The sequence below is a fragment of the Roseateles sp. AC306 genome (assembly GCF_979253795.1).
The window spans coordinates 69,980-85,142 of record NZ_CEEDEB010000014.1 but is presented as its reverse complement, the minus strand read 5'-3'; the positions used below and the strand labels follow the sequence as shown (position 1 = coordinate 85,142).

12 protein-coding genes are annotated in these 15,163 nt (G+C 69.6%); 9 read left to right on the top strand and 3 right to left on the bottom strand.

Annotated elements, in window-relative coordinates; genetic code table 11:
- The first annotated feature begins 80 nt into the window (after positions 1-80).
- Positions 81-590 (top strand): DUF4440 domain-containing protein, encoded by a 510-nt coding sequence (locus tag AC0IZJ_RS22555; RefSeq protein ID WP_471853808.1) that lies wholly within the window; start codon positions 81-83, stop codon positions 588-590.
- Positions 591-647: 57 nt separating this feature from the next.
- Here the strand turns inward: AC0IZJ_RS22555 and AC0IZJ_RS22550 are convergent, their stop codons facing one another.
- Entirely contained in the window at positions 648-4,190 is a 3,543-nt protein-coding gene (locus AC0IZJ_RS22550) for an indolepyruvate ferredoxin oxidoreductase family protein (RefSeq protein WP_471853807.1), read from the bottom strand.
- Positions 4,191-4,407: 217 nt separating this feature from the next.
- Here AC0IZJ_RS22550 and AC0IZJ_RS22545 point away from each other — a divergent pair, with 217 nt between their 5' ends.
- The 6 genes from AC0IZJ_RS22545 to AC0IZJ_RS22520 all read left to right on the top strand — a co-directional run bounded on the left by AC0IZJ_RS22545 (position 4,408) and on the right by AC0IZJ_RS22520 (position 8,786).
- Complete coding sequence (locus AC0IZJ_RS22545; RefSeq protein WP_471853806.1) at positions 4,408-4,902, top strand: Lrp/AsnC family transcriptional regulator; 495 nt, start codon at positions 4,408-4,410, stop codon at positions 4,900-4,902.
- Positions 4,903-4,975: 73 nt separating this feature from the next.
- Entirely contained in the window at positions 4,976-5,239 is a 264-nt protein-coding gene (locus tag AC0IZJ_RS22540) for a hypothetical protein (protein WP_471853805.1), read from the top strand.
- A 3-nt stretch (positions 5,240-5,242) separates the two neighbouring features.
- Positions 5,243-5,980 (top strand): metallophosphoesterase family protein, encoded by a 738-nt coding sequence (locus tag AC0IZJ_RS22535; protein WP_471853804.1) that lies wholly within the window; start codon positions 5,243-5,245, stop codon positions 5,978-5,980.
- A gap of 85 nt (positions 5,981-6,065) precedes the next feature.
- Positions 6,066-7,181, top strand: coding sequence for a diguanylate cyclase (locus tag AC0IZJ_RS22530; RefSeq protein ID WP_471853803.1), 1,116 nt, complete (start codon positions 6,066-6,068; stop codon positions 7,179-7,181).
- Positions 7,182-7,237: 56 nt separating this feature from the next.
- A complete protein-coding gene (locus AC0IZJ_RS22525) occupies positions 7,238-8,125 on the top strand; it encodes an EamA family transporter (protein ID WP_471853909.1) in 888 nt (295 codons plus the stop codon).
- Positions 8,126-8,135: 10 nt separating this feature from the next.
- Positions 8,136-8,786, top strand: a complete 651-nt coding sequence (locus AC0IZJ_RS22520) for a hypothetical protein (RefSeq protein WP_471853802.1) — start codon at positions 8,136-8,138, stop codon at positions 8,784-8,786.
- On the opposite strand, the gene AC0IZJ_RS22515 is transcribed toward AC0IZJ_RS22520, so the two are convergent.
- The gene (locus AC0IZJ_RS22515) at positions 8,761-9,549 is read right to left on the bottom strand and encodes an isocitrate lyase/PEP mutase family protein (RefSeq protein ID WP_471853801.1); all 789 of its coding nucleotides are present in this window, start codon (positions 9,547-9,549) and stop codon (positions 8,761-8,763) included. The two genes, AC0IZJ_RS22520 and AC0IZJ_RS22515, sit on opposite strands and share 26 nt — an antisense overlap.
- Positions 9,550-9,744: 195 nt before the next feature.
- On the opposite strand from AC0IZJ_RS22515, the gene AC0IZJ_RS22510 reads away from it, so the two are divergent.
- Together AC0IZJ_RS22510 and AC0IZJ_RS22505 are read left to right on the top strand one after the other, a co-directional pair.
- Positions 9,745-10,113 (top strand): methylglyoxal synthase, encoded by a 369-nt coding sequence (locus tag AC0IZJ_RS22510; protein WP_471853800.1) that lies wholly within the window; start codon positions 9,745-9,747, stop codon positions 10,111-10,113.
- Positions 10,114-10,131: 18 nt separating this feature from the next.
- A complete protein-coding gene (locus AC0IZJ_RS22505) occupies positions 10,132-12,252 on the top strand; it encodes a putative bifunctional diguanylate cyclase/phosphodiesterase (protein WP_471853799.1) in 2,121 nt (706 codons plus the stop codon).
- Positions 12,253-12,278: 26 nt separating this feature from the next.
- Here the strand turns inward: AC0IZJ_RS22505 and AC0IZJ_RS22500 are convergent, their stop codons facing one another.
- Positions 12,279-15,035 carry a patatin-like phospholipase family protein gene (locus AC0IZJ_RS22500; protein WP_471853798.1) on the bottom strand — a complete coding sequence of 919 codons (2,757 nt, stop codon included), beginning with the start codon at positions 15,033-15,035 and terminating at the stop codon, positions 12,279-12,281.
- Positions 15,036-15,163: the final 128 nt, after the last annotated feature.

Below are 15,163 nucleotides of genomic sequence, written 5' to 3'. Positions count from 1 at the left end.
AAACCCGGCTGCGGCCCCGTTCAGGGATTGCCCCGCGACGGGCAGATTCACAATCAGCCCACAAACCAGGGGATCACGACATGGCAATGATCGACAAGACGCGCCGGCCCTTTGCCGCCGCGACCTGCCTGCTGCTGCTGGCGCTCGGTAGCGGCTGCACGACGGCGCCCACGGTGCGGGTGTCGGCACCGCTGCGCTGCGACGACCCACGCAGCAGCTGCGTCCCCGAGCTGATGCAGGCGCTGGAGGATTGGAAGGACGCCTACAACAGCCGCGACCCGCGGCGGCTACAGCAGCTGTATGCACCAGGCGCTCTGATCACCGACGACGAATACACGACAGTGCCGCTGTCCGGCGAGGCGCTGCCGGCGTTCTTCGACCAGATCGCGCAGCGGCCGACGGCGCGCATGCGCTGGATGATCGGCAACCTGAAGCTGTTCGGCGACACGGCCGTGCGTTCGGGCGAATACGAGTTCATCGAGCAGGTCGACGGCCAGACGAAGACGCGGCCGGCGCGCTACAGCTTTGCCTACCAGCGGATCGAGGGCCGCTGGCTGATCGTGCTCCAGCACTCGACGGCGAGGCCCTGAAAAACAAAACCCGCATGCCGGCCCGAGACCGTCATGCGAGTGCCGTGAGTCCGGTGGTCAGACCTTCGCGATCAGCGCGTCCCACTTGGCACGGGCCGCCTTCTCGTGGCGGGCCTTCACATGGCCGTAGCCGCGAATGTCTTCCGGCACGCGGGCCAGTTCGACAGCCGTGGCCAGCGACTCGGTCGTCAGCCCCGCCAACGCCTTCTCCACGCCGGCGCGGTACTCGGCAATCCAGTGGCGCTCCATCCTGCGCTCCTCGGTGTAGCCGAAGACGTCGAAGGCCGTGCCGCGCAGGCCCTTGAGCTTGGCGAGCAGGCCGAAGGCCGGGCGGATCCAGGGGCCGAACGGCCGCTTCACCAGCTCGCCGTGCGAGTTCTTCCTGGCCAGCAGCGGCGGCGCGAGGTGGTGCACGATCTTGTAGTCGCCCTCGAACATGCCGGCGATCTTGGTGGCAAAGCCCATGTCGGTGTGCAGGCGCGCCACCTCGTACTCGTCCTTGTAGGCCATCAGCTTGAACAGGTAGCGCGCCACCGCTTCGGTCAGCTTGGTGCCGCCACCCAGCGTGGCTTCGGCGGCACGCACCTTGTCGACGAAGGCCTTGTACTCGGCCGCGTAGGCGGCGTTCTGGTAGCCGGTCAGAAAGTCCACGCGCTTGGCGACGATCTCGTCCACGCCCTGGCGCTTGACGAACTGGATCACCTGTTGCGCCGCATACAGCGCCTGCACGGCCGGCAGGTCATGCGCACAGCGCCGGCCCCACTCGAAGGCGATCTTGTTGTTGTCCACCTGCACGCCGTTCAGCTCGATGGCGCGCATCAGCGCGTCGTAGCTCAGCGGGATGCGGCCCTGTTGCCAGGCGTAGCCCAGCATCAGCGGGTTGGTGTAGAGCGAATCGCCCACCAGCTTGACGGCCACTTCCTCGGCGTCGAATGAGCCAAGATGGTCACGACCCACCGCGTTGCCCACGGCGGCCTCGCAGGCCGCGCCGGGGAAGCGCCAGTTCGCGTCGTTCACCAGCGTGGCCGTCGGCGAGCCGTGCGTGTTCAGCGCCACGTAGGTGCGGCCCTCGCGCATGACGGCCAGCGTCGCCTTGTTGGCGGCGACGATGGCGTCGCAGGCGATGACGAGGTCGGCCTCAGCGGTGCCGACCTTGGTGCAGTAGATGTCCTCCGGCTCGTTGGCGATCTGGATGTGGCTCCAGGTTGCGCCGCCCTTCTGCGCCAGGCCCGCGGCGTCCTGCGTGATGACGCCCTTGCCTTCCAAGTGGGCTGCCATACCCAATAACTGGCCGATCGTGATGACGCCCGTGCCGCCCACGCCACCGACGACGATGCCCCAGGCCTTCTCGGGGTTGGGCACGACCGGCATCGGCAGCATCGCCAGCGCCGTGTCGAAGGGGCTCTTGCGGCCTTCCTTCTTGGGCTTGCGCAATTCGCCGCCCTCGACGGTGACGAAGCTCGGGCAGAAGCCCTTCACGCAGGAGTAGTCCTTGTTGCAGGAGTTCTGGTTGATCTGGCGCTTGCGGCCGAAGTCGGTCTCAACCGGTTCCACGCTCAGGCAGTTGGACTGCACCGAGCAGTCACCGCAACCCTCGCAGACCAGCTCGTTGATGACGACACGCTTGGCCGGGTCGACCAGCTTGCCGCGCTTGCGGCGGCGGCGCTTCTCGGTGGCGCAGGTCTGGTCGTAGATGATGACCGTGGTGCCTTCAATGTCGCGGAACTGGCGCTGGATGTCGTCCAGCTCGTCGCGGTGGTGCACGGTCACGCCAGGGGCCAGTGCCACGCCGTCGTACTTGTCCGGCTCGTCGGTGACGATGACCAGCTTCTTCACGCCCTCGGAGATCACGCTGTTCATGATCTGGATGACGGTGTGGCCCTCGGGGCGCTCGCCCACGGCCTGCCCGCCGGTCATCGCAACCGCGTCGTTATACAAAATCTTGTAGGTGATGTTGACGCCCGCAGCGATGCTCTGGCGGATGGCCAGGCTGCCGCTGTGGAAGTAGGTGCCGTCGCCGAGATTGCTGAAGATGTGCTTCTCATCGGTGAACGGCGCCTGGCCCACCCAGGGCACGCCCTCGCCGCCCATCTGCGTGAAGGTGGCCGTCTTGCGGCCGGGCATCCACGTGACCATGTAGTGGCAGCCGATGCCGCCGACGGCGCGGCTGCCCTCGGGCACGCGGGTGCTGGTGTTGTGAGGGCAGCCCGAGCAGAACCAGGGCGTGCGGTCGGCGCCGCCGGCGGTCTGTTCCTCGGACTTCAGCGCGGCTTCCTTGGCGTCGATGACGGCCATGCGGGCATCGAGGCGGGCGCGGATGTCGGCGTCCACGCCGAGCTTCTTCAGCCGCTTGGCGATGGCCCGGGCAATGATGGCTGGCGTCAGGTCGGCCTGCGGGCGCAGCAGCCAGTGCTCGCTCGGGTTGGGCACGCTCCACTCGCCGCCCTCGCCGTCACCGGCGTCGAACTTGCCGAGCACGTTGGGGCGCACGTCGGCGCGCCAGTTGTAGAGCTCTTCCTTGACCTGGTATTCAATGATCTGGCGCTTCTCTTCGACGACCAGGATCTCCTGCAGGCCCTTGGCGAACTCGCGCGTGATCTGCGCTTCCAGTGGCCACACCACGTTGACCTTGTGCAGGCGGATGCCGACGCGGCGGCACGTGTCCTCGTCCAGGCCCAGGTCGTGCAGCGCCTGGCGTGTGTCGTTGAAGGCCTTGCCGCTGGTGATGAGGCCGAAGCGGTCGTTCGGGCCCTCGATGACGTTGTGGTTGAGCTTGTTGGCGCGGATGTAGGCCAGTGCGGCGTACCACTTGAAGTTCATCATCCGCGACTCCTGCTCCAACGCCGGGTCGGGCCAGCGGATGTGCAGGCCGCCGGGCGGCATCTGGAAGTCCTCGGGCAGCAGGATGTTGACGCGGTCGGGGTCGACACTGACGGAGGCGGACGATTCGACGATCTCCTGGATGGTCTTCATGCCCGCCCACAGGCCCGAGAAGCGGCTCATCGCAAAGGCATGCAGGCCCATGTCCAGGATGTCCTGCACGCTGCTCGGGAAGAAGGTCGGGAAGCCCACCGCCTTGAAGACGTGGTCACTCTGGTGCGCCGCCGTCGAGCTCTTGGCGATGTGGTCATCACCGGCAATGGCGATGACGCCGCCATGCTTGGACGTGCCCGCCATGTTGGCGTGCTTGAAGACGTCGATGCAGCGGTCCACGCCCGGACCCTTGCCGTACCAGAGGCCGAACACGCCGTCGAACCTGGCCTTCTCGGGGAAGAGGTCGAGCTGCTGCGTGCCCCACACGGCCGTCGCGCCCAGCTCCTCGTTCACGCCGGGCTGAAAGACGATGTGCTGCTTGGCCAAGTGCTTCTTGGCCGCCCACAGCGCCTGGTCGTACGTGCCCAGTGGCGAGCCTCGGTAGCCGCTGATGAAGCCGGCGGTGTTCAGCCCGGCCATGGCGTCGCGCGTGCGTTGCAGCATGGGCAGCCGCACCAGCGCCTGCACGCCGCTCATGAAGGCTCGGCCGGAATCCAGCGCGTATTTGTCGTCCAGAGAAACCGTTTGAAGGGCGCGCAGGACGTGCTCAGGCAGAGGGGCATTCATCGGATGGAGCTCCTGATTGGCAGCCTGGCGTGGCGGCCCTTGTGGGGCCTGGCGCGTGGGCGTGTGGCCAGTATGGCCGGACCGGTCAGTGTAGGGAAACAGGGAGGATGGGTGCTTTCGCGTTAGCGCTTGAAACAGGCCTGAATAGCAAGATCCTTGCGCGATCAAGCAGAATTCGTCTCAATTCACATCGCCGATGCGTCGCCAAGGGCAAACCATGAGTTCCGCAGACCTCGACCGTTATCACATCGCCATCCTGGCCGAGCTGCAGCGCGACGCCCGCCAGTCCAACGCCGAACTGGCCCAGCGCATCGGCCTGTCCGCGGCGCCCACCTGGCGACGCGTCAAGTGGCTGGAGGAGCAGGCCTACATCACCGGCTATCGGGCCGAGATCGACCGCCGCAAGATCGGCCTGGGCGTGCTGGCCTTCGTGCGCGTGGACGCCGAGCGCAGCGCCGCGACAGCCACCAAGGCGCTGGAGGACGCCATCCGCCAGCTGCCCGAGGTCATCGCCTGCCACTACATCTCGGGCACCGGCACCTTCGAGCTGCAGGTCATGGTGACTGACCTCGACGCCTTCTCGCGCTTCTCCATCAACACGCTGCTGAAGCTGCCCAACGTGAAGGACATCCACACCAGCTTCTCGCTCGGCGAGGTCAAGGCCGGGGGCGCGTTGCCGCTGGGGCATCTGGACGCCGGGCGCGCGACGTGAATAGCCACGCGACGACTCGCCCAACCCTGCGCAAAATCGCCGCTCGCCCAACCCGACTCCACGGAGGCCGCTTATGGACTACACACTGCTGCTTGCCCTGATCGGCATTGCCATCCTCGCGCTGCTGCAGACCCTCTCGCAGCGGCTCGCGGCCATCCAGGTCCAGCAACAGGCGTTGCTGCTGCACCTGGGTGTCGCCAGCGCTGAGCCCAGCAACGAAGTGCGCGAGCTGGCACGCGACCCCAAGCGCCGCATCGAGGCCATCCGCCTGCACCGGCAGCAAACCGGGCAGGGCCTGAAGGAAGCCGTGGCGGCCATCGACAAGGCTTCTCACTGACCCATGCGCCTCGCTCTCGTCTCCGACATCCACGGCAACCTGCCCGCCCTTGAGGCGGTTGCCGCCGACATCCGCCGCCGTGGCGTCGACCAGGTGCTGTGCCTGGGCGACAACCTCTCCGGCCCACTGCTGCCGCGCGAGACGGCGCAGTGGCTGATGGCCTCGGGCTGGCCCTGCCTGGCGGGCAATCATGAGCGGCAGATCCTCGAATGGCAGCCCGAGACGGGCGGCGCGTCCGACGGCTATGCGCTGTCCACGCTGGGCACCGCAGAACTGGACTGGCTTCGCTCCTTGCAACCGATGTGGCAATGGGCGCCCGACATCATCCTGTGCCACGGCACGCCGCGCAGCGACTGCGAACACTTCCTGGAAACCCCGCGCCATGGCGTCCTCGGCCTGGCCACCGCCGCAGAGATTGCCGAGCGGCTGGCCGGCCAAGGCAGCGGGTTGATCGCCTGCGGCCACAGCCATCTGCCGCGCTTCCTGCGCACCGCCAAGGGCCAGTGCCTTGTCAACCCCGGCAGCGTCGGTCTGCAGGCCTATGTGGAGGACGAGCCCGAGCGCTACGTCGTCGAACGCGGCACGCCGGATGCGACCTATGCCATCGTCGAGCAGGTCGCCGGCAGCTGGCATTGCAGCCAGCACGCCGTGCCTTACGACCACCGCTCGATGGCCGCGTTGGCACGGCAGAACCACCGGCCGGAGTGGGAGCGCGCCCTGCTGACCGGCTACGTGGGCTGAAGCCGCGCCCGCGCGTGAACAAGCACCGCAGCCTGCACCGCCGAAGGCAAGACCTGGCACCGGCATCGCGTTAGGCTTGCCGCCCATGGCGATGTCGCTTCTCCGTCGGCTTGGCGATCTCTGGTTGGGCAGCGAACCGGTCCAGCGGCTGCGCCTGCGCCAGACCTCGCTGGCCATGGTGCTGATGGCCATCAGCGTGGGCATGCTGCATTACGCGGTGCACATCAGTGGCGGCGAGCGCGGCCTGGCGCTGTGGGCCTGGACGGTCTACGCGTTGGGCGGCATGGCCGCCTTCTACACGGCCATCCGCAGCGCCTGGTCGCTGCGCCTGGCGGACCCGTCGCTGACGCGCGAGCAGATCGCCTTCGCCATCAGCGCCGCGGCCCTGGGCTACGCACAGGCCGGCCCGCTGCGGGGCGCCTGCTTCCCGGTGCTGACGCTGATCCTGATGTTCGGCATGTTCCAGCTGCGCGCGCGCAGCGCCTATGGGCTCAGCGTGTTCGCGCTGGTCCTGTTCGGCAGCGTCATGGCCGTCATGGCCTGGGTGCAGCCGGCCGCCTACCCGCCCGCCGTCGAGATCGGCCACTTCGTGATGCTGGCCTGCATGCTGCCCGCCGTGGCCATGCTGACGGCGCGGCTGAGCCGCATTCGACGGCGCCTGTCCGACCAGCGCGAGGAGCTGGCCCGCGCCCTGGCCCAGCTGCACGCCATCGCCACGCGCGACGAACTCACCGGCCTGCCCAACCGCCGCCAGATGCAGGCGCTGATGGACCAGGAGCTGCTGCGCTCCCTGCGCCACGGCTACGAGTTTTGCGTCGCCGTCGTCGACCTGGACCACTTCAAGCGCGTCAACGATGCCCACGGCCACGCGGCCGGTGACATCGTGCTGCGCGCCTTCGCCCAGGCCGGCCAGGGCGCCCTGCGCGCGACCGACGTGATCGCGCGCTGGGGCGGCGAGGAGTTCCTCGTGCTGCTCCCGGACACCGGCATGCCGCCGGCCCTGGCCGGCATGGAGAGGCTGCGCGAGCGGGTGCAGGCCTTGAGTGTCGACGTCGGTAACGGCGTGGCGGTCTCGGTCACCGTCTCCATCGGCCTGACCGGCCACCGTCTCGGCGACACACTGGCCCAGACGCTGGAGCGCGCCGACCAGTTGCTCTACCAGGCCAAGGCCCAGGGCCGCAACCGCACCTGTGCAGACTGACTGGCATAGTCGGCCGCCCCGCTGCCCACGCCTCTTTGCCCGCTCGCATGGCCACCCTGCCGCCACGGCACCTGCTGCTCGCCCTCGCCATCGTCGCCATCTGGGGCAGCAACTTCGTCGTCACCAAATACGCGCTGGACGTCATGCCCCCCATGACGCTGGCCGTGCTGCGCTTCGCCATCGCCTTCGTGCCGGCCTGCTTCTTCCTGCCGCGCCCGCAGATCGCGTGGCGGTATCTGGCGGGCTATGGCCTGTTCGTGCTGGTCGGCCAGTTCTCGCTGCTGTATCTCGCCATGCGCAGCGAGATCTCGCCGGGCCTGGCCTCGCTGGTCATCCAGACCCAGGTCTTCTTCACGCTGCTGCTGGCCGTGCGCCTGGCCGGCGAGCGCGTGCTGGCCGCGCAGTGGCTGGGCCTGGCGCTCGCAGCGGCCGGCATCATCGTCATCGTCGCCCACACCGACGGCACGACCACGCCGCTGGGCCTGGCAATGATGCTGGGCGCGGCCTTCTCCTGGGCCTGCGGCAACATCGTCGGCAAGCGCGCCGGCCGGGTGAACATGCTGGCCTTCATTGTCTGGAGCAGCGGGCTGGCGGTGCCGCCGCTGCTGGGGCTGGCCGTCGTGGTGGACGGGCCGGAGCGCATTGCCGCCGCCTTGACCATCACCGACATCGGCCCCTGGGCCGCCGTGCTGTGGCAGAGCTTTGCCAACACGCTGTTCGGCTATGGCTGCTGGGCCTGGCTGCTGGCCCGCCACCCGGCCGGGCGCATCGTGCCCATGGCCTTGCTGGTGCCCGTCTTCGGCATGGGTGCCAGCACGCTGCTGCTCGGCGAGCCGCTGCCGGGCTGGAAGCTCATCGCCGCCGCGCTGGTGCTGGCCGGTCTGGCGATCAACCTGTTCGGGCCGCAGCTTTTGAAGCTGAGGGCCAAGGTGGCACAGGGCTAAGCTGCGACAGATGAAGCGCCGCGACCTTTTTTGGTTGACCCTGCTGCCTGCGCTGGCCCAGGCTGCGCCGCCTGCGGTCCAGCTGGCCGTCGAGCTGCGCTGGGTGGACAGCCAGTTGCCGCCATCCGCCCAGGCCGGTGTGCGCGACGGCGCCGTCGTCGTTGGCACGGCGGGCACCGTGTCGCCGCGTGGGCCGGGTGTCGTCACCTCGACAGCCCCCGCAGCAACTCAGCCCGCCCAGCGCTTGCTGGTGCTCAACGGCCAGCGTGCCAGCCTGCGGCTGACGACGCGCGAAGCGCTGCAATGGGTGGATGCCGTCGTCGAGCTGGACCCCGCTGCCACGACGGCTGCCAGTGCCGCCCGCCGCCTCTATGCGCAGCCGCGCCAGGCCGAGCGGCGCGCCACGCAGAGCTTTGCCGTCACGCCGACCTGGCCCGGGGGCCGCGCACCGGTGCGCGTGGCCTTCGATGTGGAGGACGGTGACAGCGCCTTCCAGTCCACGCTGGACTTGCCGCTGGAGCGCTGGCAGACCGTGGCGCGCACGGGCGGCGCCACTGCACCGGCGCCGCGCGGTACGGTCAGCAGCCGTGACGCGGCCGGCCAGCCCGAGCGCGAGCTGCAGCTGCGTGTGTCGCTCAGTCCCGGGGAAACGAAGCGTTGATCTGCGGATAGGGCGCGGCACCCTCGAACAGCTGGGTACCGCCGCCTTCGGCAAGAAAACCCGCCGCCGCCCGCTGCGCCCGCCCCCACGCGGCCTCGGCGATGGCGCTGCCGGCCGAGATGCGCCGCACGCCCAGGCGCTTGAGTTCGCCCAGCCCCGGCAGCGCCGGCCGCGCCATCACGTTCAGCGGCAGCGGCTGGCCGGCTACCAGGGCCTCGATGTCGGCCACGGCTGTCACGCCGGCCGCGAACAGGCCGTCGGCACCGGCCGCCGCGTAGTCGCGGGCGCGCAGCAGCACCTCGTCCACCGCGCGGCCGGGCGCGAGGTTGCGCAGGTAGACGTCGCAGCGCGCGTTGATGAAGACGTCCACGCCGGCCCGCGCTGCCGCCGCCCTGATGGCCTCGATCTTGCGCGCCAGCAGGGCCGGCTCGCCCGCCCCGTCCTCCAGGTTGATGCCCATGGCGCCGGCCTCGACGAGCTGCATGACGTGGCCGGCCGCCGTGGCAGGGTCGTCGCTGTAGCCCGCCTCGCTGTCCACGCTGAGCGGCACTCGCGCCACGCGGGCAATGCGGCGGATGGCGGCGGCATGCTCGGCGATGGGCAGGTGGTTGCCGTCCGCGTAGCCGAGCGCCCAGGCCAGGCCGGCGCTGGTGGTGGCCAGTGCGGGCACGCCCAGGGCTTGCACGAGGACGGCGCTGCCGGCGTCCCAGACGTTGGCGATCTGCAGGAGTTCGGGGCCTTGGTGAAGCTGGCGGAAGGTCATGGCAGTGGGGTTGAACGTGAACAGGCCGCCATGCTGCCTGCACTTGCTGCCAGCGCATGGCAGCGGGATGGGCCAGCAAGCCGCATTCACGAGTGAAGTGAGCGTTACCAATCAAGCGAAGGAACTGTCAAGTTCTCCCCACAAACGCGCCTGGACTGCGTGTAACGTGCCTCCTTTTAACAGCCGGCCCGCCCGATGAGACTCGCCTTGATCGCCCATGACGGCAAGAAGGACGCCATGATCGCCCTCGCTGCCGAGTTCCTGCCGCTGCTGCGCCGCTGCGAACTGATGGCCACCGGCACCACTGGCGCTCGCCTCGCCGCGGCCCACGACCTGACGGTGGAGCGCGTGCTCAGCGGGCCGATGGGTGGCGACCTGCAGATTGGCGCCCGGCTGGCGGTGGGCGGGCTGGACGGCATCATCTTCCTGCGCGACCCGATGACGCCCCAGCCCCATGAACCCGACATCAACGCCCTGGTGCGCGCCTGCGACGTGCACGACGTGCCCTGCGCCACCAACGTCGCCACCGCGCGCCTGCTGCTGACGCGCTGGAGCGAACCATGATCGCAGCCTGAATCAGGCATGACCGAGCCTGACCTGGCCCCGCTGCCCGCGCCCAGCCTGTCAAGGCGGCTGCGCATCCGCACGCGGCTGGGCCTGGCCTTCGGGCTGCTGCTGCTGTTGCTGCTGGGCCTGGCGGCGCTGACGGTGGTGCGGCTGGCAGGCCTGTCTGACGCGCTGAACCAGATCGTCGACGAGCAGGCCGCCGTGCGCGATTCGGTCAACGAGATCAATCGCAACGCCGAGGCCGTCGCCCGCAAGCTGCTGGTGCTGATGAGCCCCGACGACGAGCTGCGCCTGGCCGCCTACCCCGAGATCACCTCGGCCAACGCCCGGCTGGACGACGCCATGCAGCGCCTGAGCCTGCTGTTGCCCCCGGGCCCGCGCAGCATGCGCCTGGACGATGTGCGCCAGAGCCTGGCCGATTACCGAGCCAGCTACATCGCCGCGCGCGACCTCATCGAGAACGACGACTTCCAGGCCGCCCGCGCGCTGCTGGGCAGCGAGACGGAATCGACGCTGTCGATGTTCGTCGGCGCCATCTACCAGCTCGCCTCCAGCGAGGAACGCGCCGGCACGGCCAAGGCGCGTGAGCTGCGCGAGCAGATCGACCGCGACCGCACCGGCGTGCTGGCCATCTGCATCGGCGCGCTGCTGGCCGCCGCGGGGCTGGCCGTGGGCGTCACGCGCTCCATCGTCAACCCGCTCAAGCGCGCCGAGGACGGCGCCGAGCTGATCGCCCAGGGTCAGTACGGCCACCGCATCGAGGTCGATTCCGCCGACGAACTGGGCCACATGGCCAGCGCCATGAACACCATGGCCATGGCCGTGGGCGAGCGCGAGGCCGAGCTGCGCCGCATGGCCGACATCGACCTGCTGACCGGCCTGCCGCAGCGCGCCCGCTTCGTCGCCGATGGCAACCGCCTGCTGGCCAACCTGCCCGAGCGCGAGCAGCTGGCGGTGCTGATCTGCATTGACGTGGACCGGCTCAAGGCCGTCAACGGCGTGCTGGGCTTCGATGCCGGCGACGCGCTGCTGCGGGGCGCCGCCACCAAGCTGGCCTCGCTGTTCGACGAGGGCTCGGCCGCCTACGGCCGCCTGGCGGGCGGCACCTTTGCGGCGCTGGCGCCGGTGTCCCGCCTGGAGCACGGCGCCGCGCTGGCGGCCCAGCTGCGCGAGGAGGTGGAGCACAAGCTGAGCTGGCAGGGCCAGTCGCTGGACCTGTCGGTGTCGCTCGGCGTGGCCCACTGGCCCGAGCATGCCGAGGATACCGAGACCCTGCTGCGCCGCGCCGAGCAGGCCATGTTCGAGGCCAAGCGGCTGCGCCAGCCGGTGTCCGTCTACAACCCCGGCGCGGAAGCCGCGCGCGCCCTGCACCTGAGCCTGCTGTCGGACCTGGCCGCCGCCATCCAGCAGGACCAGCTGCGCCAGTTCCTGCAACCCAAGCGCTGCCTGAAGACCGGCCGCATCCTCGGCGCCGAGGCGCTGGTGCGCTGGCAGCACCCGCAGCGCGGCTGGCTGCCGCCGGGCGACTTCATTCCCTTCGCCGAGCGCAGCGGCCGCATCCGCCAGATCACCGACTGGATGCTGGACCGCGCCGTGCACACGCTGGCCGACCGCGAGGCCGCCGGCCTGCCGCCCATCTACATCGCCGTCAACATCTCGACGCTGGACCTCCAAGACCAGACCCTGCCCGCGCGACTGGCGGCGATGCTGGCCGAGTACCGCGTCGACCCCGGCCAACTGCAGCTGGAGGTGACCGAGACGGGCCTGATGTCCAGCGGCACCGACCCCATCGCCGTGCTGCATGCGCTGAAGAGCTGGGGCGTGCGCCTGGCCATCGACGACTTCGGCACGGGACAGTCCTCGCTCGCCTACCTGCAGCACCTGCCGGTGGACGAGTTGAAGGTCGACCGCAGCTTCGTGCAGGACGTCAACACCGACCCGCGCCGCGAGGCGCTGCTGCGGTCCATCGTCGGCGTCGGCCAGGGCCTGGGCCTGACGGTGACGGCCGAGGGCGTCGAGAACGACGCCGAGCTGGGCGTCATCACGGCCTGCGGTTGCGACCTGCTGCAGGGCTATCTGCTGGCCAAGCCCATGGACCTGACGGCGTTCGAAAGCTGGCTCAAGGCGACGGGCTGACCGGCTGACGGCAGGGTCCGTCGGCGCTAGGGCGTCTGGCCGGCCATCAGCTGCTCCAGCTCCGCCCAGACGTCCGGCGCCAGCACGCGCCCGGCAATGTGCTGGCCCAGGCTGCGGTAGCTTTCCCACTGCGCCTCATCGAAGAACTGGTCGGCCGTGGGCTCCTGCGGGAATGCCGGGTGCGTCCTGGCGTACTGCAGCACGTCGGCGGCCGCGCCGGCCTGCTTGGCCGGCTTGAGCAGCACGATCCAGCAAGGTGGCGGCGACATGTTGTCGGGGCCCGGCAAGGCCTGGGCGCGCAGCAGCAACGCGGCCGGGTTCGGTGTGCTGCCATCGGCGCTGAACTGCGCCGTCGTGCCGAAGACCTTGGGCAGCTGTTTGGCGCTGCGGAAGTCGCTCACGACACTGACCTCGGTGCGCAGGTCGATGCGCGCCAGGCGGATCAGGTTGGCGAGGTCGTCGAAGCGGTAGTCCGGGTCAGCGCCGTTGTCGCTGGCCAGGATGAAGCCGACCTTGCGCTCGCGGCGCAGCAGCTCGTACAGGGCCGTGTTCTCGAAATGCCCGCCGTCCGACAGGTATTGCCAGCGCCGCCGCAGCCCGTAGAAGCGGGCCGTGAACTCATAGCCGAGATAGGTCTGCGTGCGGAACACGATGCCCAGACCGCGGCCCAGCCAGGCCGGCAGCTTCCACCAGGGCGGCGGCTCCTGCTCGTGGACGCCCGAGGCCCACCAGACGCCCAGCCGCACATTGGCCGCCCCCATCAGCAGCGACATGCCCAGCGTCGTCTCGCGGCCGATGCCGGTCGAGAAGGCGGCGCCCGAGGTGCCCACCCAATCGCCCAGGTGCATGGCGGGGTTCAGCGGCAGCTTGCCGCCCTGCGGCTTGAAGAGATGGGGCTTGCTGCCGTCGATGCCGAAGCCATAGGGCATGACGGCCATGGGCTGGCCCTTGCGGTCGCGCTGTACCAGCTGCTCGGCGGGGTCAATGGTCTTGTTGAGCGTCACGTTGACGAGGTGCAGCGGCGCCCAGGTCTTCAGCTGGCCACCGGCATAGAGCTTGTCGAACGGCAGGTTGTCGCCGGGCAGCGGCTCGGCGGCCGACAGATGCTTGGCCTCGCCGTTGAAGCGCTCGCCATTGCTGGCGCCGAGATAGGTGCGGATCAGCCGCGCGGCATAGAAGCTCTGCAGGCTGGACAGGTTGATGAACGCCGGGAACTGGCCCACGCCGCCCGCCAGCAGCAGCCAGGCCAGCGCATGCATCAGCAGCAGCTGCAGATGCGCGGCGCTGGCCATGGCGGCCATGGACGGCCTGGCGCCCTGCCAGGCCAGCCACTGCACGCCGCAGGCCCACACGGTGGCGATGAGCAGCAGCACAGCCAAGCCGGCAAGGCCGCCCAGCGTCGTCAACGGCACTGTCTTCATCCAGCCCGGGGCGCTGCCCTTGCCCGAGGCACCGATCTTCTTGGCCATCCAGGCCAGCGCCGCGCCCAGCGCCGCCGGCACGGCAGGCAACCAGGCACTTTGGGTGATCGTCAGCAGGTAGAGCGTGTGGCCGAGCGTCTCGATGACACCCAGCAGCAGCAGCGCACCGGTGGCAATCAGGCCCCTGCCCAGCCAGCGCGTCAGCAGCACGGCCTGCTTGCGCGCACTGGGCTCGAAGATGGCCATCGCCACATGCACGAGCACGCCGAGCAGCGTCAACGCCGCCAGGGCCCACCAGACCCACTGCAGGCCGCGCGACTCTCCGGGGCCGAACCCGGCCAGTGCGGCAAAGACGCCGGCCGCCAGCGTCATGCCGAGCACGCTGCGGTTGATCGGCAGGCTCACCCCATCGGGCCGGCGGCTGGTCGTCCAGAAGGCGATACCGGTCGGCACCACCCACAACAGCAGCGGCGCCAGGGCCAGCGCGAACAGCGAGCTCCACCAGATGAGGCCGGACAGCGGCGTGGCGGGGCTGGCGGGGCACTTGGCGGTGCATTCCGAGACCGCAGCGGTCAGTGCCTCGGCAGCCTGCAGCGCCTTGCCCAGCCACTCGGTCTCCAGGCCGGCAAGCGGCCCGCTCCACGGCTGCGCCAGCACCGCGCTGCGCAGCGCCGCCAGCAGGGTCAAGGCCAGCAGCAGCGCGACGCCGATGACGACGTGCAGCGAGACCCAGTTGCGCAGGCCCATGCCGGCGGCGTAGACCAGATCGCCAGAGCCCGTGGGCGTCAGATAGCGGCCGTTCTCGCGCAGCCAGGCCAGCGGCGCCTTCAGCAGCGATTTCTCGCCGCCCATGGTCGCCGCGCGGATGCGCTCGGGCGGCCCGCTGCCCAGCACCGCTCGTGCGTCATTGGCGGCAGCTTCGGCATCTGCTGGCGTCTGTGCGGCCTTGCGCAGGCGCCCGGGCACGAACAGCCCGACGAGAAAGGCGCCGATGAAGCCGCCGCCGCTGACGGTGGACAGGTAGTCGAAACGCGCCAGCATCGATGCCTTGAAGTCGTCAGGCGGCTGGTTCGGCCCCGACTCCGTGCGCTTGCGACTGGTTTCGGCCAGGGCCTGCAGCACACCCAGCGAGAACGTCGCGCTGCGGATGCCGCCACCCGACAAGGCCAGCGCGTCGAAGCGCTCGGTGGCCGGCAGGTCGATGGCAACACGACGGTCCCGCAACAGCACCGCCTCTTCGGGCGGCTTGCCCTCGGCGGCAGCGCCGCTTATCCAGGCTTCCAGACGGCGCACCATGTTGCGGGCATACGCAGCCCAGCGGGCGCCCCGCTTCGGCGGCTGCGTGTTTTGTGATTCCGCCACGGTCTTCTCCCTGAGCTCCGGCACCGCACTGTTTCCCAAGCGGGGCCGCCTGCACATCCGCAGTTTTGCTGAGCCAGAGGCGTTTGCTCGCCAAGAGGCTAAAATGCGCGCCTTTCGTCGTTTTGCCC